12 protein-coding genes are annotated in these 17,742 nt (G+C 68.2%); 3 read left to right on the top strand and 9 right to left on the bottom strand.

Features of this window, described 5'->3' with window-relative positions; all coding sequences use genetic code 11:
- The first annotated feature begins 7 nt into the window (after nt 1-7).
- Both nagA and JDV75_RS10465 read left to right on the top strand, forming a co-directional pair.
- Complete coding sequence (gene nagA, locus JDV75_RS10470) at nt 8-1,174, top strand: N-acetylglucosamine-6-phosphate deacetylase (RefSeq protein ID WP_198739192.1); 1,167 nt, start codon at nt 8-10, stop codon at nt 1,172-1,174.
- A 90-nt stretch (nt 1,175-1,264) separates the two neighbouring features.
- Nucleotides 1,265-1,744: a DUF3054 domain-containing protein gene (locus JDV75_RS10465; RefSeq protein WP_248097275.1), complete on the top strand. Its 480-nt coding sequence runs from the start codon at nt 1,265-1,267 to the stop codon at nt 1,742-1,744.
- Between the two features lie 719 nt (nt 1,745-2,463).
- Here the strand turns inward: JDV75_RS10465 and JDV75_RS10460 are convergent.
- Both JDV75_RS10460 and JDV75_RS10455 read right to left on the bottom strand, forming a co-directional pair.
- Nucleotides 2,464-2,691, bottom strand: a complete 228-nt coding sequence (locus tag JDV75_RS10460; protein ID WP_336244332.1) for a helix-turn-helix transcriptional regulator — start codon at nt 2,689-2,691, stop codon at nt 2,464-2,466.
- Nucleotides 2,692-2,694: 3 nt separating this feature from the next.
- Nucleotides 2,695-3,150, bottom strand: coding sequence for a hypothetical protein (locus JDV75_RS10455; RefSeq protein WP_198739191.1), 456 nt, complete (start codon nt 3,148-3,150; stop codon nt 2,695-2,697).
- Between the two features lie 623 nt (nt 3,151-3,773).
- Here JDV75_RS10455 and JDV75_RS10450 point away from each other — a divergent pair.
- Nucleotides 3,774-4,043, top strand: coding sequence for a hypothetical protein (locus tag JDV75_RS10450; RefSeq protein ID WP_198739190.1), 270 nt, complete (start codon nt 3,774-3,776; stop codon nt 4,041-4,043).
- A 119-nt stretch (nt 4,044-4,162) separates the two neighbouring features.
- Here the strand turns inward: JDV75_RS10450 and JDV75_RS10445 are convergent, their stop codons facing one another.
- The 7 genes from JDV75_RS10445 to JDV75_RS10415 all read right to left on the bottom strand — a co-directional run bounded on the left by JDV75_RS10445 (nt 4,163) and on the right by JDV75_RS10415 (nt 17,720).
- A complete protein-coding gene (locus JDV75_RS10445; protein ID WP_198739189.1) occupies nt 4,163-5,713 on the bottom strand; it encodes a carboxyl transferase domain-containing protein in 1,551 nt (516 codons plus the stop codon).
- A 23-nt stretch (nt 5,714-5,736) separates the two neighbouring features.
- Nucleotides 5,737-10,581 carry a polyketide synthase Pks13 gene (gene pks13 / locus JDV75_RS10440; RefSeq protein WP_232958461.1) on the bottom strand — a complete coding sequence of 1,615 codons (4,845 nt, stop codon included), beginning with the start codon at nt 10,579-10,581 and terminating at the stop codon, nt 5,737-5,739.
- Nucleotides 10,582-10,749: 168 nt separating this feature from the next.
- Entirely contained in the window at nt 10,750-12,594 is a 1,845-nt protein-coding gene (locus tag JDV75_RS10435; RefSeq protein ID WP_198739188.1) for a FadD32-like long-chain-fatty-acid--AMP ligase, read from the bottom strand.
- A gap of 109 nt (nt 12,595-12,703) precedes the next feature.
- Nucleotides 12,704-13,684: a cutinase family protein gene (locus JDV75_RS10430; RefSeq protein WP_198739187.1), complete on the bottom strand. Its 981-nt coding sequence runs from the start codon at nt 13,682-13,684 to the stop codon at nt 12,704-12,706.
- A 5-nt stretch (nt 13,685-13,689) separates the two neighbouring features.
- Nucleotides 13,690-14,250: a DUF732 domain-containing protein gene (locus JDV75_RS10425; RefSeq protein WP_198739186.1), complete on the bottom strand. Its 561-nt coding sequence runs from the start codon at nt 14,248-14,250 to the stop codon at nt 13,690-13,692.
- Nucleotides 14,250-16,238: an alpha/beta hydrolase-fold protein gene (locus JDV75_RS10420; RefSeq protein ID WP_198739185.1), complete on the bottom strand. Its 1,989-nt coding sequence runs from the start codon at nt 16,236-16,238 to the stop codon at nt 14,250-14,252. Before JDV75_RS10420 ends, JDV75_RS10425 begins: the two co-directional genes overlap by 1 nt.
- 456 nt (nt 16,239-16,694) lie before the next feature.
- Nucleotides 16,695-17,720 carry an alpha/beta hydrolase gene (locus tag JDV75_RS10415; protein ID WP_198739184.1) on the bottom strand — a complete coding sequence of 342 codons (1,026 nt, stop codon included), beginning with the start codon at nt 17,718-17,720 and terminating at the stop codon, nt 16,695-16,697.
- Between the last annotated feature and the right edge of the window lie 22 nt (nt 17,721-17,742).

Raw genomic sequence — 17,742 nt, 5'->3', positions numbered from 1 at the left:
AAGAATCATGTCCACCCTGATCATTCACTCGGCCGCCCTCTATGACGGCACCATCGGAGGAACCGCCCCCGACGGAGCCATACGTATCGAGGACGGCGTCATCACCCACGTCGGAACCACCGCCGATTCCCGGGACTGGCCCGCAGACGGCGCCGAGATCGTCGACGCCCAGGGCGCACCCGTCGTCCCCGGCTACGTTGACGTCCACCACCACGGCGGCGGCGGGGTCGCCTACGACGATGGCCCCGAGGCCACCGCCACAGCCCTGGCGAAGCACGCGGCCCACGGCACCACCCGCGCGGTGCTCTCCTACGTCACCGACTCCCTGGATCTGATGGAGAAGCGCATCCGCGAGGGCGCGGAGATCGTCCGCACCAACCCGCGGGTCATCGGTCTGCACCCCGAAGGCCCCTTCCTCGATCCGGGACACAAGGGAGCACACCCCGTGCACGAACTGAAGGACCCCACCGACGAGAATGTCAGGCGGATCCTCGACGCCGGTGAGGGCACCATCGTCCAGATGACCATCGCCCCGGAGCGCACCAACGGCACCGAAGCGGTCAAACTGCTCGTCGAGAACGGCGTCGTCGCGGCCGTCGGCCACACCGATGCCAGCTACGAGACCTCCCGCGAGGCCTTCAACAACGGTGCCACGCAGCTCACCCACGCGTTCAACGGAATGAACGGCATCCACCACCGCGCCCCCGGCCCGGTCATCGCCGCACTCCGCGACGAGCGCGTGTGGGTCGAGGTCATCAACGACGGCATCCACGTGCACCCGCAGGTGGTCCGGTCCCTGTTCCTGGAGGCCCCCGAGCGCGTCGTACTCGTCACCGACGCGATGTCCGCCACCTGCAACCCGGACGGCGACTACATGCTCGGCCAGCTCAAGGTGAACGTCCGTGACGGTGTCGCCCGCCTCGCCGAGGGTGACTCCCTCGCCGGGTCGACCCTGACCATGGACCGCGCGGTAGCCAACGCCGTACATGAGGTCGGCGTCCCCCTCGATGTCGCCGTCGCCGCGGCAACCGGACACGCGGCACGCTGCATCGGAATGAACGACCGCTACGGCCGCATCGCGAAGGGCTACCCGGGAGACGTCCTCATCCTCGACCCGGAGAGCCTGCTCCCGACCCGCATCTGGGCCGACGGTGAAGCCGTCGAACCGGCCTGATCCGGAGGGTAGAGTCAGGGGTGAGATGCCCGGCGTCGGACACCGGCGCCGGGACCTTCCGCCGAGAGGCCCGCAGTGAGGAGCATCGCAGTGACCAGACCCCTGAACTCCCCCGTCGCCTTCATCACCGGCCGTCGGCGTGCACTGAGCGCCGATCTGACCGCGATCCTCCTGTTCGCCCTCCTGGCCCGCCTGGCGCACCGGGGTGACGGCCTCGAATTCTCGATCGGGGGTTGGCTCGCCACGGCGTCGCCGTTCCTCGTCGGCGTCCTGCTGGCCTACGGCATTCTCTCGGTGAAGCACCGGGAGCCCCTGCCGATCAATCCGGGGGGGATAACCGTGTGGCTGGTGACCCTCGTGACCGGGCTCGCCATCTGGGGGGTGTCCCACACGGCGATCCCCCACTGGTCCTTCATGATCGTCGCGGGCGTGATGTCGGCCCTGCTTCTCCTGGGCTGGCGGATCCTGGCTCGTCGCATGGGGTGGGTTCGGGTGGGAAACCGCTTCCGCGCCGCTGACCGCCAGCTGCGCAGGCGCCGCGTCCGGAACGAGAAACGCCAGTTGAGGTAACATCCCAGCCCCGTGCGGTGTCCCTAGCGCCGCAGAAGTGGCTCGACGTACGCGCGGTACGCGAAGGCGAGAATCCCCGGAATATCGGTCAGGAGATCGACGGCGGTGGACAGGGCGCTGGACAAGGGTGTTCTCCTCCGGGGTGATCGGGCGACCGGAGAGGGCGGTCTCCGGCGGGGCTGGTGCCCATCCACACTACAACGCGGTGTCCGCACCCGTGGTCTCCATTCGAGCGGGGACGCGGGCCGAGAGCGGTCGTGTCCGCCGGGACGCCCCGCGAATCAATCCTGGCGCGGCGCTGATTCGTCGCGGGCGTGTTCACTTCACACATGTGCCGGATAACCGGGCCCAGTTGCCCGGGGAGTTTTCGTCGAAAGGTGGCCCGGCCCGGGACGCTCATCTCCGAACCCGACTTCACCGTGGATGCAGGGTGTCGGTTTCAAAGGGGTACGACCGACAGATCCCCTGCCCACCGGAACCGGTTCGGCGAAACCACCACGAAAGAGGTCCCCTCCCGCCGGGTTCATGTCCTCGGGCGCCGGCAGTTCCGCGAAGATCCTGACCGCCCGTACCGAGCCGGGATCACCACGGTACCGGGCGAGGCGGCTCGCACCCAAGGGCACTGCGACACCGACGGGCGAGTTTTCCCCAGCCCGAGCCGACGTCCCCCCCGTTGGGCGGGGACTGGTCATAACCGACTGATCCGTCCATGAGAGAGTTCACACCTGGACGGCCCCCCGGTCCGCCCCCCTGCCGGGATGTGGGATGAATATGTCCTCGATGCGGCAGGAGAAGCGTTCGGCCAGCTGGAACGCCAGGGGCAGGGAAGGGTGGTAGCGGCCCTTCTCAATGCTGATGACGGTCTGCCGTGACACCCCCAGGGCGTCAGCCAACTTCTGTTGCGACAGCCCGTGCTGTTCACGTAGCTGCCTGAGCCTGTTGTCCACGATCTAGCTTTCCCGCAGCTTGCGGAGACCGAAGGCGACGGCGAAGACCCCCATCAGGAAAGAACCGACGTATATCGCCATCAGGGATCCGGACACAGAGAAGTCCCAGAACACCGATGCGACACCGAGCACTCCAACCGAGATCAGCGCCGTATGAAAGGTGTCCTGTGCGGCTTGCGCGTACCAGTGGTTCTCGATCGATTCCCCGGGCCGCTCCACGGCACCCGCGATGGACCCGCGGTCAACCATCAGCGCCCATGCTCCGGCGGTGGACACCGGGGCGATGCACACGCTGGACACGGTGACTGCGAGCAGAGGGTTGCCGGTGAATCGCGTCAGCGCCACAACGCTCCCGAAGCCGACCGCGACGATGATGCCGCTCACCAGGGAGAGCGCGATCAGGGTTTTCGGGGTTCCGCCGAACTTCGCGCGGCCGAATCGGGTGCGGGTCCCGTTCATGGTTTTCCACTCCTCGGAGTTAAGTTTCCTTGACATCACCGAGACTAGGCCAGACTACCGTCGTGGTCAAGGGTCTTTGACAGTCACCGGGGCGCCGCGCCGCCCGGACGAGCTCGGTGCCCCACCATCGGGTCGAAGATCACCCCCGAGAAAGCACCGCTGTGTACGGCTGGAACCGCGTGCCGAAGCTCCGTCCCGGCCGGAAGCCGACCGGCCTCCCCGCCAGCCATCCTGAATGTGACAGTATTCGTGCAGCCAACCCCACCCGGCGAACGATGCGTAGGCTCACACATGGTGCACCGGGTGGTGCGCGCGACCGGGACGCCGCCGAATGAGCGGCGCCGGGGAAGTGGAAGTACGCATCCTGCGCGGACCGGACAGCCGGCCGAGAAAGCCCCCTTCCGTCACGATGCCGGTCAGCGGCACCCGTCGGGTTGCCCACCGGAGTCGACTGGTCGGGCCGACCGAGAACTGCCCGGGGCGAATAGCGGCCGGGGCATATCTGGCCGACGGGCTGCGCGACGCCTGGATGTACCATGCAGTTCGCGCTCTGAAACACAGTCCACCGCATCCGATCCACCGGCCCCGGTCGTCCACAGTCACCGCCATCGGGAAGGAACCCCGTGCCCACCGCCACCACCCCGAGTACCGCCCACGACCCACTGTCCCTGTCGGGGTACGGTGCGGCGATGGACAGCCCGACGGTCTGGCTCAGTGCTCTGGTACTCGTGGTTCTCACGGCGACCGCCGTCTATTCCGTGGAACGGGCGGGGTCCACGCCAACGACGGCTCTGCTGTGCGCGGTTCTGTGCCTACTCACCCCGGTGATCGGCCCCGCCGTGTGGCTACTCGTACGCAGGGTCATCGTTCCGCTCACGCACCACCGCGACTGAGGGACCGCCCGCTGCGGGATGAATGCGGGCAACGGGGCCCGGAACAGGCTGCCCACAGACTGTGAAGTGGCGGTTCCCGCTGGTCACAGGCATGGTGCCTGCCCCCTCCCGGAGCGCTGTCACATCGGCATGATCGTGTGTTTCTTCTGCTCCACGGGAACCCGCTTGGTGGACAGCTGCCGCAGGGCCTGCCGGAGCGCAACACGGGTCTGGTTGGGTTCGATCATGGCGTCGATGTAGCCGCGTTCAGCCGCGACGTAGGGGCTGGTCATGTTCTCGTCGTAGAAGTCCATGAACAGTTTCTTCATGTACTCGCGCTGCTCCGGCGGGGCGGCGGCGATCTGCCTGCCCTGGATCATCACGACGGCTGCGGCGGCCCCCATGACGGCGACCTGGGCGGTGGGCCACGCGAGGTTGATGTCACCGGAGAGGGACTTCGAGCCCATCACGGCGTAGGCGCCGCCGTATGCCTTGCGGACGATGAGGGAGATCTTCGGCACCGTGGCCTCCACGACAGAGAACCCGAGCTTCGCACCACGGTGGATCAGGCCGAGCTTCTCCTGCTCGACGCCAGGCAGGTAGCCGGGGGTGTCGACGACGAACACCAGCGGGATGTTGTAGGCGTCGCAGATCCGGATGAAGCGAGAGGACTTGTCGGCGGCGTCGGCGTCGATGCAGCCGGCGTAGAACATGGGCTGGTTCGCGACGACACCGACACTCCGGCCGTCGATCCGGGCGAAACCGGTGATCATGTTCGGCGCGTAGTCGGCCTGAATCTCCAGCAGGCCCTCGTCATCGAAGACCCGGTCGAGGAGATCGTGCATGTCGTAGCCGGCGTTGGTGTCGTCCGGCATGAACGAGTCGAGCGCCATGTCCCGTTCGGTGGGTGTGTCGTCCTCGGCGGCGTACACGGGCGCCGGTTCGAAGCAGGAACTCGGCAGGTGGTCGAGGAGCTCGTGGACGTAATCGTAGGCGTCCTCCTCGTCGGTGGCGACGTAGGAGACGTTGCCGTTGAGCATCTGCTCGTAGGCGCCACCGAGTTCGGCCGATGAGATAACCTCGCCGGTGACGCTCTTGATGATCTCGGGACCGGTGACGTACATCTCGGCGCGGTCCGCCACGGCGACGACGAAGTCAGTGGTCACGGGGGCGTACACCGCACCACCGGCGCACTTGCCCAGCATGATCGAGATCTGCGGGCTGCGTCCCGAGAGAGGCAGCTGGCGGCGGGCGATCTCGGAGTACATCGCCAGGGAGGTGACGGCGTCCTGGATGCGGGCACCACCGGAATCGTTGATCCCGATGACGGGGCAGCCGATCTTGATGGCCATGTCCATCACCTCGCAGACCTTCTTGCCGAAGGTCACGCCCACCGAACCGCCGAACACGGTCTTGTCGTGGGCGTAGACCGCGACCGGTCGGCCCCCGATACGGCCGTAGCCGGCGACAACACCGTCGCCGTACGGGGCGTCCGGGGTGTCGGGGGTTCGCCCGAGCGCCCCGATCTCGACGAAGGACCCCTCGTCGAGAAGCCGGGAGATGCGGTGGCGGGGCGTCGTCAGACCTTCGGCGTCACGCTTGGCACGGGCTTTCTCACTGCCCGGATCCTGTGCCCGCGCGAGTTTGGCGTGCAGATCCGCGAGCTTTTCAGCGGTAGTGTGGCCGGTCACGTCGCCCCTTTTTCTCTTCTGTCCTAGTTGTCGTCGCGGGCGAGCTCTTCGATGCGCCGGGTGAGGTGCGCGCCGACGGTCCCGATGACCGGCTCGTCCACGATGGCGAGATGGTCGCCGCTCAATTGAACGATCTCCAACTCATTAACGATAGCGGACCATCCGCCGTCGGGGTCAATCCGCGCGAGGCGCGGCTCGAGCTCGATCGCACCGTCGTGCATGCGCTCCGCGCGGAACAGCAGCACCGGCACCTGAACGTCGGCCCAGCGCCCCAGATCGACCTTGTCCAGGATGCGGTTGTCGACGAAGCTGGCGCGCTGGTGCTCGAGGACACCGGCGGACAGTCCGTGCTCGGTGGCGTCGGTGTTGGCGAGGAACTCTCCCATCATCGCCAGCAGGGCTTCCTCCCCTGCGCTCTCGAGGAGATCGAAGGGGACCGGGAAGTCGAGACCGTAGGTCTTCTTGGCGAACGCCTGGTAGCGCTTCCACCGGGCCTTGGTCTCCTCCATCGTGTCCGGCACCGGTTCGGAGGGCTGCACGGTGTCGAGGAGCACGATCTGCTCGACCTCGATGTCGGAGCCGACGAGCTGGTGCGCCACCTCGTAGGCCAGAGCGCCGCCGAAACTCCAGCCTCCGAGGATCACGGGCCGGCCGTCGGAGTAGCTGCGGATCTCGTCGATGTACGCGGCGGCCCGTTCCTCGAGTGAGCCCTCGCGGCGCTCGACGCCGTAGACGGGAACATCCTCCGGCAGGCGACGCATCAGCGGCTGGTACACCACCGACGAACCGCCGGCCGGGTGGAACATGAACACGGCGGGCTTCTCGGAGCCCTCCACGCGGGGCCGCAGGACACGGATGTTGCCCTCGACCTCGGTCTCGAGGCCCTCGCGCACGGCATCGGCCAGCGGTTCGAGGGTCTGTGCCCCACGGACCTGCGCGGCGGTGATCTCCGTACCCGAGCGCTCGGTGAGGCGCTCCGCGATGGCGGTGGCGGTGTCCTCGTCGATCTCGGGCAACTCGCTGGTCACCCCGGCCGCGGCGGTGCCGGTCAACGTCGCCCAGGTGGCGAACACGAGGCGCTCGGAGGCGTCGCGGGGGGCGACACCGACGCCCTGGCGCTGGGTGTCCGCCGTGGCCCCGGACTGCGCGGCCGGCGCCGCCGGGGCGGGGTCCGGTTCCGTTCCGGTGGTTGTGGTCTGCCGATCGGCCACGAGCTGCTCCACGAGGACCACGACGTCCGCGACGGACGCGTCGCGCAGTGCCTGAACCTGGAGCGGCGGAATCTGGAAGTCGTTCTCGATGCGGTTCTTGATGCGCATGCCCATCAGGGAGTCGAGGCCGAGGTCGATCAGCGGGAGCTCGCCCGGCAGATCGTCGACGTCGTAGCCCATGGACTCGCTGACGATGGTCCGCAGCCGTTCCTCGACGCTCTCGCCACTCTCCGGAGCCCAGCGCACCGCGTCGACGATGATCTCGGGCAGGCCGGTCTCGGAGGGGTCGGCGGCCTCGGAGTCGGAGTCGTAGCTGCCGACTCCCGCGCCACCGGGCACCGGGCCGGTGCCGTCACCTGTGTGCGCGGCGGCGAAGCCCTCCGCGAGGAGGGTCGCGGTGTCGCCGAGCATGCGGTGGACCGTGACGTCGACGCCGCCGAGGTGACGGCGGGCGACCGTCGTGATCTCGCCCGAGGGCGGCAGGGTACCGCGCTCCTCGAAGGCGACGACCGTCGTCTCGGGGTTCAGTGATTCGGCGGCGGCCTCGACGAGCGCGAGGGTCGAGGGCACGGTCTCCGCGAGGATGGAGAACGCCACGGAGCCGTCCGGCAGGGCCACCCGGTTGCCCGGGATCCCGGACACGGAGGTCGAGGACGGGCGCGCGGCGGTCCAGTAGCGCTGGTGCTTCCAGCGCACGCCGGGGGCGTCGATGCGCTCGCCGTCGCCGACGAGCAGGCCGAGGTCGATCGGCTGGCCAGCGACGTAGAGCCGGGACAGCACGTCCCGCAGGGTCTCGGCCGGGGGCACCTTGCGCTTGAGGGTGTGCAGCAGCTGTGCGTCGGGTTTACCCACCGAGAATGCGGTGTTCATCATGCCCATCAGGGCGACGGGGTTGGGGCAGACCTCGACGAGGATGTCGTGACCGTCGGCGAACACCCGGGAGATCGCGTCCAGGAACCACACCCGACCACGGGTGCAGCGCACCCAGTAGTCGGTGTCGTGGACGACGGACCCCGCCGGGTAGATGACGCCGCGGTCGACGGAGCTGTAGAGCGGGATCTTCAGCGGACGCGGCTCGATGTCGGAGGTCTCCGCGGCGAGCTCACCGAGGAGCGGTTCGACGGCGCTGGTGTGGCCGGCGCCGCGGACGTTGAGCAGCCGGGCGAACTTCTCCTGCTTCTCCAGCAGTTCGACGAAGCGCACGACGGCGTCGCGGGGGCCGCCGACGGTGGTCATGCCGGGGCCGGCGTAGACGGCGGGCTCGATGCCCGCGAAGTCGGGGTTCCCGGCGATGAAGGTGTCCAGCTCGTCGACGGAGAACTCGACGACGGCCATCGCACCGAGCTGGTCCTCGGGCAGGGACTTCTCGCCCTCCCCCATCAGGCGCGAACGGTGGCAGGCCACCCGCATGGCGTCCTCGGCGGTGAGACCACCGGCGGCATAGGCCGCGCCGATCTCGCCCATGGACATGCCCGCGACGGCGGCGGGCGTCGCCCCGAGGTGCGCGAGGAGATCGGTGAGCGCGATCTGGATCGCGGTGATGGCGACCTGTGCGGTCTCGGTGTCGTAGGTCTGCTCGTCGTCGGTGATGATGTCGGTCAGCGACCAGCCGGACTCGAAGCCGATGATCTCGTTGAGTTCATCGAGCCTCCCGCGGAACAACGGTGAGAGTTCGTAGAGGTCCTTGGCCATCTTGCGGTGCTGCGACCCGAAGCCCGAGTAGACGAACACGGGGCCGGGCTGGGCCGGGGAATCGGCGACGGCGATCCCGGCGCCCTTCTTACGCTCGGCGACGATGCCCAGGCGCTTGACGGCCTCGGCGACGGTCGACGCGGTGACCACGGCCGCGGAGCGGCCGTGGTTCTGCCGGGCCAGGGAACGGGCGATCTTCGGCAGATCGGAGTCCGGGCGGCCCTCGAGGAACTCGGCGAGCACACCGGCGGCACGCGCGCGACGGGAGGGCAGCAGACCGGAGACCGGCAGGAGCACGGCCTCGCCGTCGTCGAGCTGGGCCTCGACCGCGGGGCGGTCGATGTCGTAGTCCATCGGGTCGAAGGTCTGCACCACGGCGTGGGCGTTGGTGCCGCCGAAGCCGAAGCCGGACACACCCGCGGTGGGGCGGCCGGAGTAGCACGGCCATTCGCGTGGGTCCTCGACGACCTCGAGGTGCTCGGCGTCGAAGTCGATGTAGGGGTTCGGTCCGCTGTAGTTCAGCGACGGCGGGATCACGCCGTTGCGCATGCCGAGGACCACCTTGATCAGGCCCGCGGCACCCGCCGCGGACTCGGAGTGCCCGAAGTTCGTCTTCGCGCTGCCGAGGAGGGTCGGGTCAGCGGCGTCGCGGTCCGCGCCGAGCACCGCACCCAGCGCGGTGGCCTCGATCGGGTCGCCGAGGATCGTGCCGGTGCCGTGGGCCTCGACGTAGTCGACGAGCGCCGGGTCGATGCCGGCATCGGCGTAGGCGCGCTCGAGGACGTCGATCTGGGCTTCGGGGTTCGGGGCGGTCAGCCCGTTGGAACGGCCGTCGGAGTTGACGGCGGTGCCCTTGATCACGGCGAGGATCTCGTCGCCGTCGGCGATGGCGTCGTCGACCCGCTTGAGCACGACGAGACCGGCGCCGTCGGACCGGATGAACCCGTCGGCGTCCTCGGAGAAGGCGTGGATCTTGCCCGTGGGGCTGATCACCCCGAGCTCCCCGAAGGCCGTGGAGATGAACGGTGAGGAGAGGATGTTCACGCCGCCGGCGAGGGCCACGGTGGCGTCGCCGTCACGCAGGGCGCGGACGGCGTGGTGCACCGCGACGAGGGAGGATGAGCAGGCGGTGTCGATGGACACCGAGGGCCCGCGGAAGTCGAAGGCGTAGGAGACGCGGTTCGGGATGATGGAGCTCGCCGTTCCCGTGAGCGCGTAGGGGTGCGCCTCCGCCGGGTCGGCGGAGATCAGCATGCCGTAGTCGTTGTTCGTCGAGCCGATGTAGACACCCACGGGTTCACCACGCAGCGAGGACACGGGGATGTGCGCGTGCTCGAGGGCCTCCCAGGCGAGTTCCAGGACGATGCGCTGCTGGGGGTCCATGTTGGCGGCCTCGACCGGCGAGAACCCGAAGAACTCGGCGTCGAATGTCGCGATGTCCTCGAGGTAACCGCCGGTGGTGTTGACCTCGGCGAGTTTCCGCGCCATGACGTCGTCGCCGGAGTACTCGGACCAGCGGCCGATGGGCAGGTCGCCCACCCCGTCACGGCCGCTGACCAGCAGGTCCCACATCTCCTCGAGGTTTCCCGCGCCCGGGTAGCGGGCGGACATGCCGATGATCGCGATGTCGTGACTGCCGGGTGTCCCGCTCGTCGACGTGGCGCGTACCCCGGCCTGGGCGCGGGGGCTGCGCTGTACCGCGACGGGCCCCTCGATCACACGGCGGGCGAGCGCCGCGATGGTCGGGAACTCGTAGGCCACCGTCGCGTCGAGCTGGGTCCCGACGAGGTTCTCCAGTTCACCGGAGAGGACCACGACGTCACGCGAGGACAGCCCGAAGGTCTCCATCGGCTTGTCGTCGGTGATCTCCCCCTCGGGCAGGCCCGTTGTCCTGACGACCCAGTCGCGCAGCCACGTACGTAGTTCTGCGGTGGTCATCGACGAGGACTGCTGACTGTGATCCATGCGGTGGCTTCACTCTTTTCGTGTGGTGATTTCGGTCTTCATGAACTATCTCCGCCGCCGTTATGAATGTTTCACCTCCGACAGCGGACGGACCCCCCGTGGTTTCCTCTCCGTCGGTGCGACGGGGCGGATTCCACGGAGGGTCCCTGACGGTATGGCTGATGATCCCTATGCGAGATAGTCGCGGCGACAGACCCTCCGCGCAATCTTACCGCTGGAACTGCGCTTGATCTCGTCGGGTCCGACGATCACGATGTCCGCGGGGACCACGCCGTGCGAGGTGGACACGGCGGTGCGGATCGCGTCGATCGCCGCGGCGTCACCGTCGGAATCCCGGCCGAGATCGCGTTCCGCGATGATGACGAGCTTCTCCACCTCGTCGCCGGGGACGGCGAACGCCGCGATGGCGGCCGGGCGGATGTGGTCCGAGGCGTGGTCGACGGTGTACTCGATGTCCTGCGGGTAGTGGTTCCGGCCCGCGATGATGATGAGGTCCTTGCGGCGGCCGGTGATGTAGAGCTCGTTGTCCACGATGACGCCGAGGTCGCCGGTCGCCATCCAGCGGTCGTCGTCCGGGGCGCCCTCGGCGCGGGAGTTCTCCGGCAGGCGGCCGGCGAGGGTGTTGCGGAAGGTCTCGGCGGTGTCGGCGGGGCGGTCGAGGTAGCCGGCGGCGGTGTTGTCGCCGTGGGTCCACATCTCGCCGACGGTGCCGTCGGGCACCTCGCAGCGGGTCTCGGGATCGACGATGACGAGGTGCTGGGGGCGGGCGACCTGGCCGTTGGACACGAGGGCCGCGGCGTTGTCGGCGGGGCCGTCGACGAGTTCCACGGTGCCCTCGTTGAGGCGCTCGCGGTCGACCCAGGTGATCAGCGGGCGGGTGTCGGTCTGCGGGGTGGAGACGATGAGCGACGCCTCGGCCAGGCCGTAGGAGGGGCGGATGGCGTTGGTGTCCAGACCGTATCCACCGAAGGTCTCGATGAACTGGTTGATGGCCTTCGGGGTGACCGGCTCGGAGCCGACGATCAGGCCGTCGACACGGCTGAGATCCAGGGTCTGGCCCTCTGCGGGGCGTCCGTAACGCACCGCGAGCTCGAGGGCGAAGTTCGGGACGATGGTGTAGGTGTGTTCGCCCTCCTCGCCAGCGGAGATCTGCTCCAGCCAGCGGCTGGGCTGCTGGATGAAGTCACGGGGGTTCATCATCTCGATCTTCAGGCCGAGGATCACGCAGAACGCGGCGAGAATGATGCCCATGTCGTGGTGCAACGGCAGCCAGGAGACGACGCGCAGCGGCAGTTTCAGGTCCGCGGCGGCGAAGATCTGCAGCACGTTGGTCATGATGTTGCGGTTGGTGAGCACCACGCCGGCGGGCGTGCGCGTCGACCCGGAGGTGTACTGCAGGAAGGCCACGAGATCCAGCGGAGAGGAGGTGGAGGACGCGGCGAGCTGCTTGCCCGCCTCGGTCTCCATGGGGTTGACGAAGCTCTCGGCGAGGGAGTCCGGGAGCGCGTCGATCGTGAGGATGCGGGGCCGTTCGGCGGCGGGGCGAGAGGCGAACAGCTTGCGGACGGCCGCCGCGGAGGCGGAGTTCGTCAGGATGAACTTGGGTTCGCAGTCGGCGAGGACCGCGGTCAGGTGGTCACCGTGGCCGGGTTCCGTCGGATCGTAGAGCGGGATCGGGGCCATGCCCGCGTACATCGCACCGAGGAAGCCGAACATGTACTCGGGGCTGTTCCCGGCGAGGATCGCGACCCGGTCCCCGAGGGTCCCGATCTGCTGGAGCCGGGCGGCGACGGCCTTGATGCGGGTGTTGATCTGCTTCCGCGAGTAGTCGGTGTAGTCACCCTCACGGTTGGACGAGTAGTCCCAGAACCGGAGGCAGTCACGGTCCGCACCGCCGGAGGCGGCCTCCACCATGTAGAGCGTCTCGCACAGTCCGGCGAGCGTCAGCTGCTCGGGAAGGTTGATCTGGCCCTTGTCATCAAAGAACTGGCCGATGGCCGCCTTGAGATCCATTGTTCTCCTCGTTCGTCGGTGAGGTGCGCACTGTCCGGCACCGTAATCTGCATCGTAAGTTTGGTCCAGTGTATTACTTTGCCGGCGAAACCCCCGTCGACGCGCGGTATCAGGGCACCGGAGGCACCGAGTCGACCACACCGGACTCGGGTGCCTGAACGGGAGCCGGGGCACGGTCGACGAGCCCGGAGATCCAGCCGATCAGCCACTGCGTGGTGGTTGATCCCGGGAACACGTTCGGATTCGTCGCGTATTGGGCGTGCACCCCGTTGTTCTCGATCAGCCCCTGGGCGCGCTCCACCGCGTTGCCGACGCCCAGCGGGGCATCGCAGATGTGGTCGTTCGGGGCACAGACCTGGAAGGTCCGGTCGTCGAGGACACCGAAGCCGCCGTCCCGGGGTCCACGCATCGTGGCGCCCGGGGTGACCAGCTGCACGGCCGGGTTGAGCAGTTCCAGGGAGATCTCGGCGCCGACACCGGAGACCGGGTTACCGGCGGCCTGCCCGACACCGGGTTCACGCCGACCGTCCGCGATCAGGGCGACACCCCTGACCCGCTCGGCGGGCACGGCTCCGTAGCCCTGGCCGATCTCGCTGGCGACGTCGCCGACGATGACCGCGCCCTGGGAGAACCCGGTCATGATGAAGTCGGTGAGCGGGCAGTCTCCGTGGGTGATCCGGAGTTCGTTCTCCAGCGTCGACGTGCCCTCGTTCCGGGACTCGTCGTACGTCATCTCGTGGTCGGCGTTGATGTTGCGGAACTGCGCGGTGTACGGCAGCGTCCACACCTTCACCCGGTCCGCCGGATACCTGTCCTGCAGCGGACGGGTGACCGTCAGCAGGAACGAGTTGGGGTTGAACGACGGGTTCGCCGGATCGTCCGTGGGCGACGACTCCCACGTACCCGGTGCGGCGATGACCTCGACGTCGGGACACCAGTCCGGTTGCACCGGTCCAGTGGCCGCGGGCCCGCCGGGCTCCCCCGGTTCCTGGCCCGGGATGACCCCCTCATCGTTGACCCACCGCCACGTTCCGACGGCTATCAGGCCGACGACGATGATGACGGCCAGGACTGTCAGCGTCTTTTTCATACCGTCTAGCAGTACGCCGACTTCGCGGCGGAGGCAATCCGATCAGCGATCTCCGGGACCGGCGCGGAGGCCCGTTCCTGTTCGACGAGCTGACCCGCGACGGCCTCCAGGGTGTAGTTCTCCACGCCGCTCGCGGCGGAGCGGCACACCTCGGCGGCGGCCCCGATCATCTGGTCCTCGACACCGTCGACGGAGATTCCGCCGTCCTTGAGGGCCTTCAGGTAGTCCAGATCGGCGGGGCTCCGGTCCTGCGCGAGGCTGGGGATCTCATCGATCTCCTTCGCCGCGCCGTCCCGGGGTTCAGGCACCGCCGGTGCGACGGGTGCGGGAGCGACCTCCCGGCGTTCCGGGCTGGCGGAGGAGAGCGACGCTTCCCGGGATTCCCGGGCGGCCTTCTCCTCGTCCGATTCCTCGCGCCCGGCGGTCGGGGAGTCCGCCCTGGGCAGCGTGGAGGCGGACGCCGTGGTGCCGGCGTCGGCGGTGTCGTCGCTCTCGGACGTGGCTCCGCCACATCCCGCGAGCGTGAGCGCCGCGACAGCCAGCAGCGGAAGGGTGTACCTGCGCATCAGTTCATTTCCTCGACGATTTTGCCGTTGACCTGCTTGATCGTTCCGTGCTGGAAGGACTGCCTCAGGCCGCCTGCGGGGATTTCCTCGAGATCACCGGTCGGCCACCCGAACTTACCGTTCTCCCACCCGGTCGTGCCCCAGTGGTCGCGGATGTCGCCGTTGTAGACGACGTGTGCGCCGGTGGCAGGGGACCAGTAGATGGTGCCGTTCTCGAAGTTCTGCAGCGCACCACCGGCGATCAGGAACTCGTTGGAGGTCGGTGCACCCAGCTTCGAGGCGGTCGCCTTCATCTCGCCGTACTTGCGGGCGATGAGTCCGCGGGACCAGTAGGTCTCGTTCTTCGGGGTGCGGATGACGTAGCCGCCCTGGAACTGCTGGATCCAGCTACCCTCGAGCTCCTTGGCCTCGGCGACCGGGTAACCCAGCACGCCGGTCTCCCAGCCCTGGCCGCCCCAGGACTCGAACATGTCGGCGGGGATTTCCCAGGCACCGGTCTCGGGGGTCCAGTAGATGGAACCGTTCTCGAAGTGGACGTACCGGCCCTTGCCGTCCGGCGGGGTCAGTTCGTTGGTCTTCGGGAACCCGAGGAAGGATCCGGGCCCGCCGAGCTCCGCGTAGCGGGCGGCGATGCGGCCGATGATCACGTGTGCCCCGGTGTCCGCGGACCAGTACGCCTGGCCACCGCGGAAGTCCTGCGCCTTACCGACGTCACCGTCGCCGGCGACGACGTCGTACTCGTTGTTCACGCAGTTGCCCCACGCGCCGGAGGCGGTGGCATCCGCGATCGCGCCGATGGTGACGCAGTCCGCGCCCCGGTCCTCGTCCTTCAGGGCGAGGGTGTCGGCGATGTACGGCCACGCCTGGGTCAGCTCGAACTGCCAGTACGGCCAGTTGTGCACGCCGGAGGGGCGGAACATGGCGATGACGGGGACGCCGGCGTCCTTGGCTGCCTCGACGAAGGTCTGCGAGGTCATGCGGGCGATGACCTCGAGCCCCTTGCCCGCCTCGTTGGAGGGGCCGGTGGCGACGGATCCGGGCTCACCGAAGTCGTCGCGGCCGGAGCCCGCGGAGACGTAGACGGTCTTGCCCTTGAGCGCCTCGATACCCAGCTTCGGGTCGTTGTCGATCCAGCGCTGGGAGCCGGCGGGGCCCCACATGGCGTCGGCGCTGTAGCCGCCGCCCTCCTGCAGCGCGCCGGAGATCATCGCCGGCATGCCGGTGGAGGTGGTGTCCAGGTAGCCGGAGAACGAGCCGACGAACTTGAACAGGTCGGGGCGGTGCTCCGCGATGTTGACGGCGGCGGTGCCGCCCATCGACAGTCCGATGAGTGCGCGCTCCCCGTTGGCCCGGTAGCCCTGGTGCAGAACGGCCGGGAGCTCCTTCGTGAGGAAGCTCTCCCACTGGTAGTTCTTGCCGTTGTCGGGGCGGTTCCAGTCGGTGTAGAAGGACGCCTCGCCGCCGATGGGCATGATGACGTTGACGTTCTTGTCGGCGAAGAACTGCTCGGCGTTGGTGTTCAGCGTCCAGCCGGACTCCTCGTCAACGGCACGCAGGCCGTCGAGCAGCCACACGCTCGGGAACTCAGCGTTCGGCTGCGAGTACCAGTCGCGGGCGAGCAGGATCTGGACCTGCATCAGCTGCTCCGGCATCGCGGCGGACTTGATGAACAGGGCGATACGGTGCGTACCCAGCCATTCCTGGCGTACGACGTCGACCCCCTCCGGGAGACCCTTGATGTCGGGGTACTCCGTCTTGACCGGGGTGCGCTCCGGAACGTTGTCCTCCTTCAGGTAGTCGGAGATGCCGCCGGAGGAGCCGAATGCACTGGACAGGCCGTTGAGACCGGAACTCTGCGCCAGGATCGTCGACTGCTCGGCCGAGGCGACCGGGGAGAGGAGGCCGACGCCCAGGGCGATGGCGGTGGGGACTGCAGCGAGGGCGATCCGGTGAAAGCGCCGGCTGCTGTTGGATGCGGTGTCGCGCATGAAGGTGTCCTTTGTATCGGTTCTTGAGATCAATGGTCGCCGGAAAACGGCCGACCGGTGCCACCGGTGGTGTTGACCGGTGCCCCGTCGCGCTCCGGGAGTTCCCCTCCCCCGGAACGAACGGTGACACCGCCACCGGTTCGTTCTGTGGATATGTCGTCGCTCAGGGGCCGGATCGTTACTATCCGCTGTACCAGCGACCGACCCAAACCCTAAAGATCGACTTTAAGTTTAAGCAGCGCCACGTTGTTCGTCGACATTGACGCCACGACACGCCGACGTTACCCCACCCGCCACCCCGGCACACGTCGCACCCCGCGCCCGACGGAACCGGCGGCCCGCCTGCCGGAACGGGCGGAGCGGGCGCACCGCCCTCCACCCCGGACAACGGAAAATCCCCACCCCGGACGGTCTCCCGCCCCCGATGGGGATCATGCGCATGCGCGGTGCGGAGCGCTACCAGGCGTTCATGACGTCGAGGACACGCCCCTTGGTCTTGTGCATCTGATCGTTCCAGATACCCCAGTTGTGGACACCCGTCGGCGGGTAGTCGACGGCCGGGTTCAGGCCGATCGCGCGGGCCTTGAGCTCCCAGGCGACGGTGGTGTTCCGGGCGACCCACTCGAGACCCCAGCCGACGATCCGGTCCCAGAGGGGGATGTTCCAGTCGCCGCCGGACCACATGCCGGTCGCCGCGGAGATGTAGATGTCCTTGCCGCGCAGACCCTCCATGTTCCAGTAGGGGTCGTTCTCGAAGCGGCGGGGGCTGATCAGCGCGCCGTACATGGAGTTGAGGTTCAGGCTGCCGGTCTCCAGGAGCGCGATGCGCATCATGGTCTGCATACCGGGCGCCGTCGTGGTGAGGTACCCGGAGAAGCTCATGGCCTGCTGATACATCTCGGGGTGTCGCGCGGCGATGTTCAGCGCTGCGGTGCCGCCCATGGAGAGACCCGCGATGGAGTTGCGGTGCGGGTTGACGCCGAAGTGCTGCTGCAGGTAGCCGGGCAGCTCAGCGGTGAGGAACGTCTCCCACTTGATCACCTGCGGGTCGGAGGACGAGAGGTTGCCGGGGGCGATCCAGTCGCTGTAGAAAGTGCCCGCGCCACCGATCGGCATGATGAGGTTGATGTTGCTGTCCTCGTACGTGGCCGGCGCATCGGAGTACATCGTCCAGCCGGTCTGGTGCGGATCCGCACGCATGCCGTCGAGGAGATAGAAGCCGGCGTCGCCGCCGCGCTGGGAGGGCTGCACCAGCACAGGGATGGTCCGGTTCATCGCGGGCGACCAGACGTCACAGCGCTGGACCCCGTGGCCGGAGGCGTCCCACTCGCAGGTGCCGGTGGCGTCCGGCCGGAGCCAGTCGCGGTTGGCGGCTTCGGCGGTTCCCGCGCCGACGACCATGAGGGTGGCTGTCACTGCGGTGGCGGCCACCACGGATGTGACCTTCTTCCCTGCGCTGTGCAGGCGGGAGGCGATTGACATGGTTCTCCTAGCGGGACGCTTC

It is taken from the genome of Corynebacterium meridianum, from assembly GCF_016342265.1.
GTDB lineage: Bacteria > Actinomycetota > Actinomycetes > Mycobacteriales > Mycobacteriaceae > Corynebacterium > Corynebacterium meridianum.
The sequence above is the reverse complement of the archived record's forward strand: the minus strand, read 5'-3'. Positions and strand labels throughout refer to the sequence as shown.

Coding starts and splice junctions, on each gene's coding strand:
- JDV75_RS10455 (WP_198739191.1), bottom strand. CDS start 3,150: ATGAACGGGACCCGCACCCGATTCGGCCGCGCGAAGTTCGGCGGAACC.
- nagA (WP_198739192.1), top strand. CDS start 8: ATGTCCACCCTGATCATTCACTCGGCCGCCCTCTATGACGGCACCATC.
- JDV75_RS10420 (WP_198739185.1), bottom strand. CDS start 16,238: ATGCGCGACACCGCATCCAACAGCAGCCGGCGCTTTCACCGGATCGCC.
- JDV75_RS10430 (WP_198739187.1), bottom strand. CDS start 13,684: ATGAAAAAGACGCTGACAGTCCTGGCCGTCATCATCGTCGTCGGCCTG.
- JDV75_RS10435 (WP_198739188.1), bottom strand. CDS start 12,594: ATGGATCTCAAGGCGGCCATCGGCCAGTTCTTTGATGACAAGGGCCAG.
- pks13 (WP_232958461.1), bottom strand. CDS start 10,581: ATGGATCACAGTCAGCAGTCCTCGTCGATGACCACCGCAGAACTACGT.
- JDV75_RS10415 (WP_198739184.1), bottom strand. CDS start 17,720: ATGTCAATCGCCTCCCGCCTGCACAGCGCAGGGAAGAAGGTCACATCC.
- JDV75_RS10425 (WP_198739186.1), bottom strand. CDS start 14,250: ATGCGCAGGTACACCCTTCCGCTGCTGGCTGTCGCGGCGCTCACGCTC.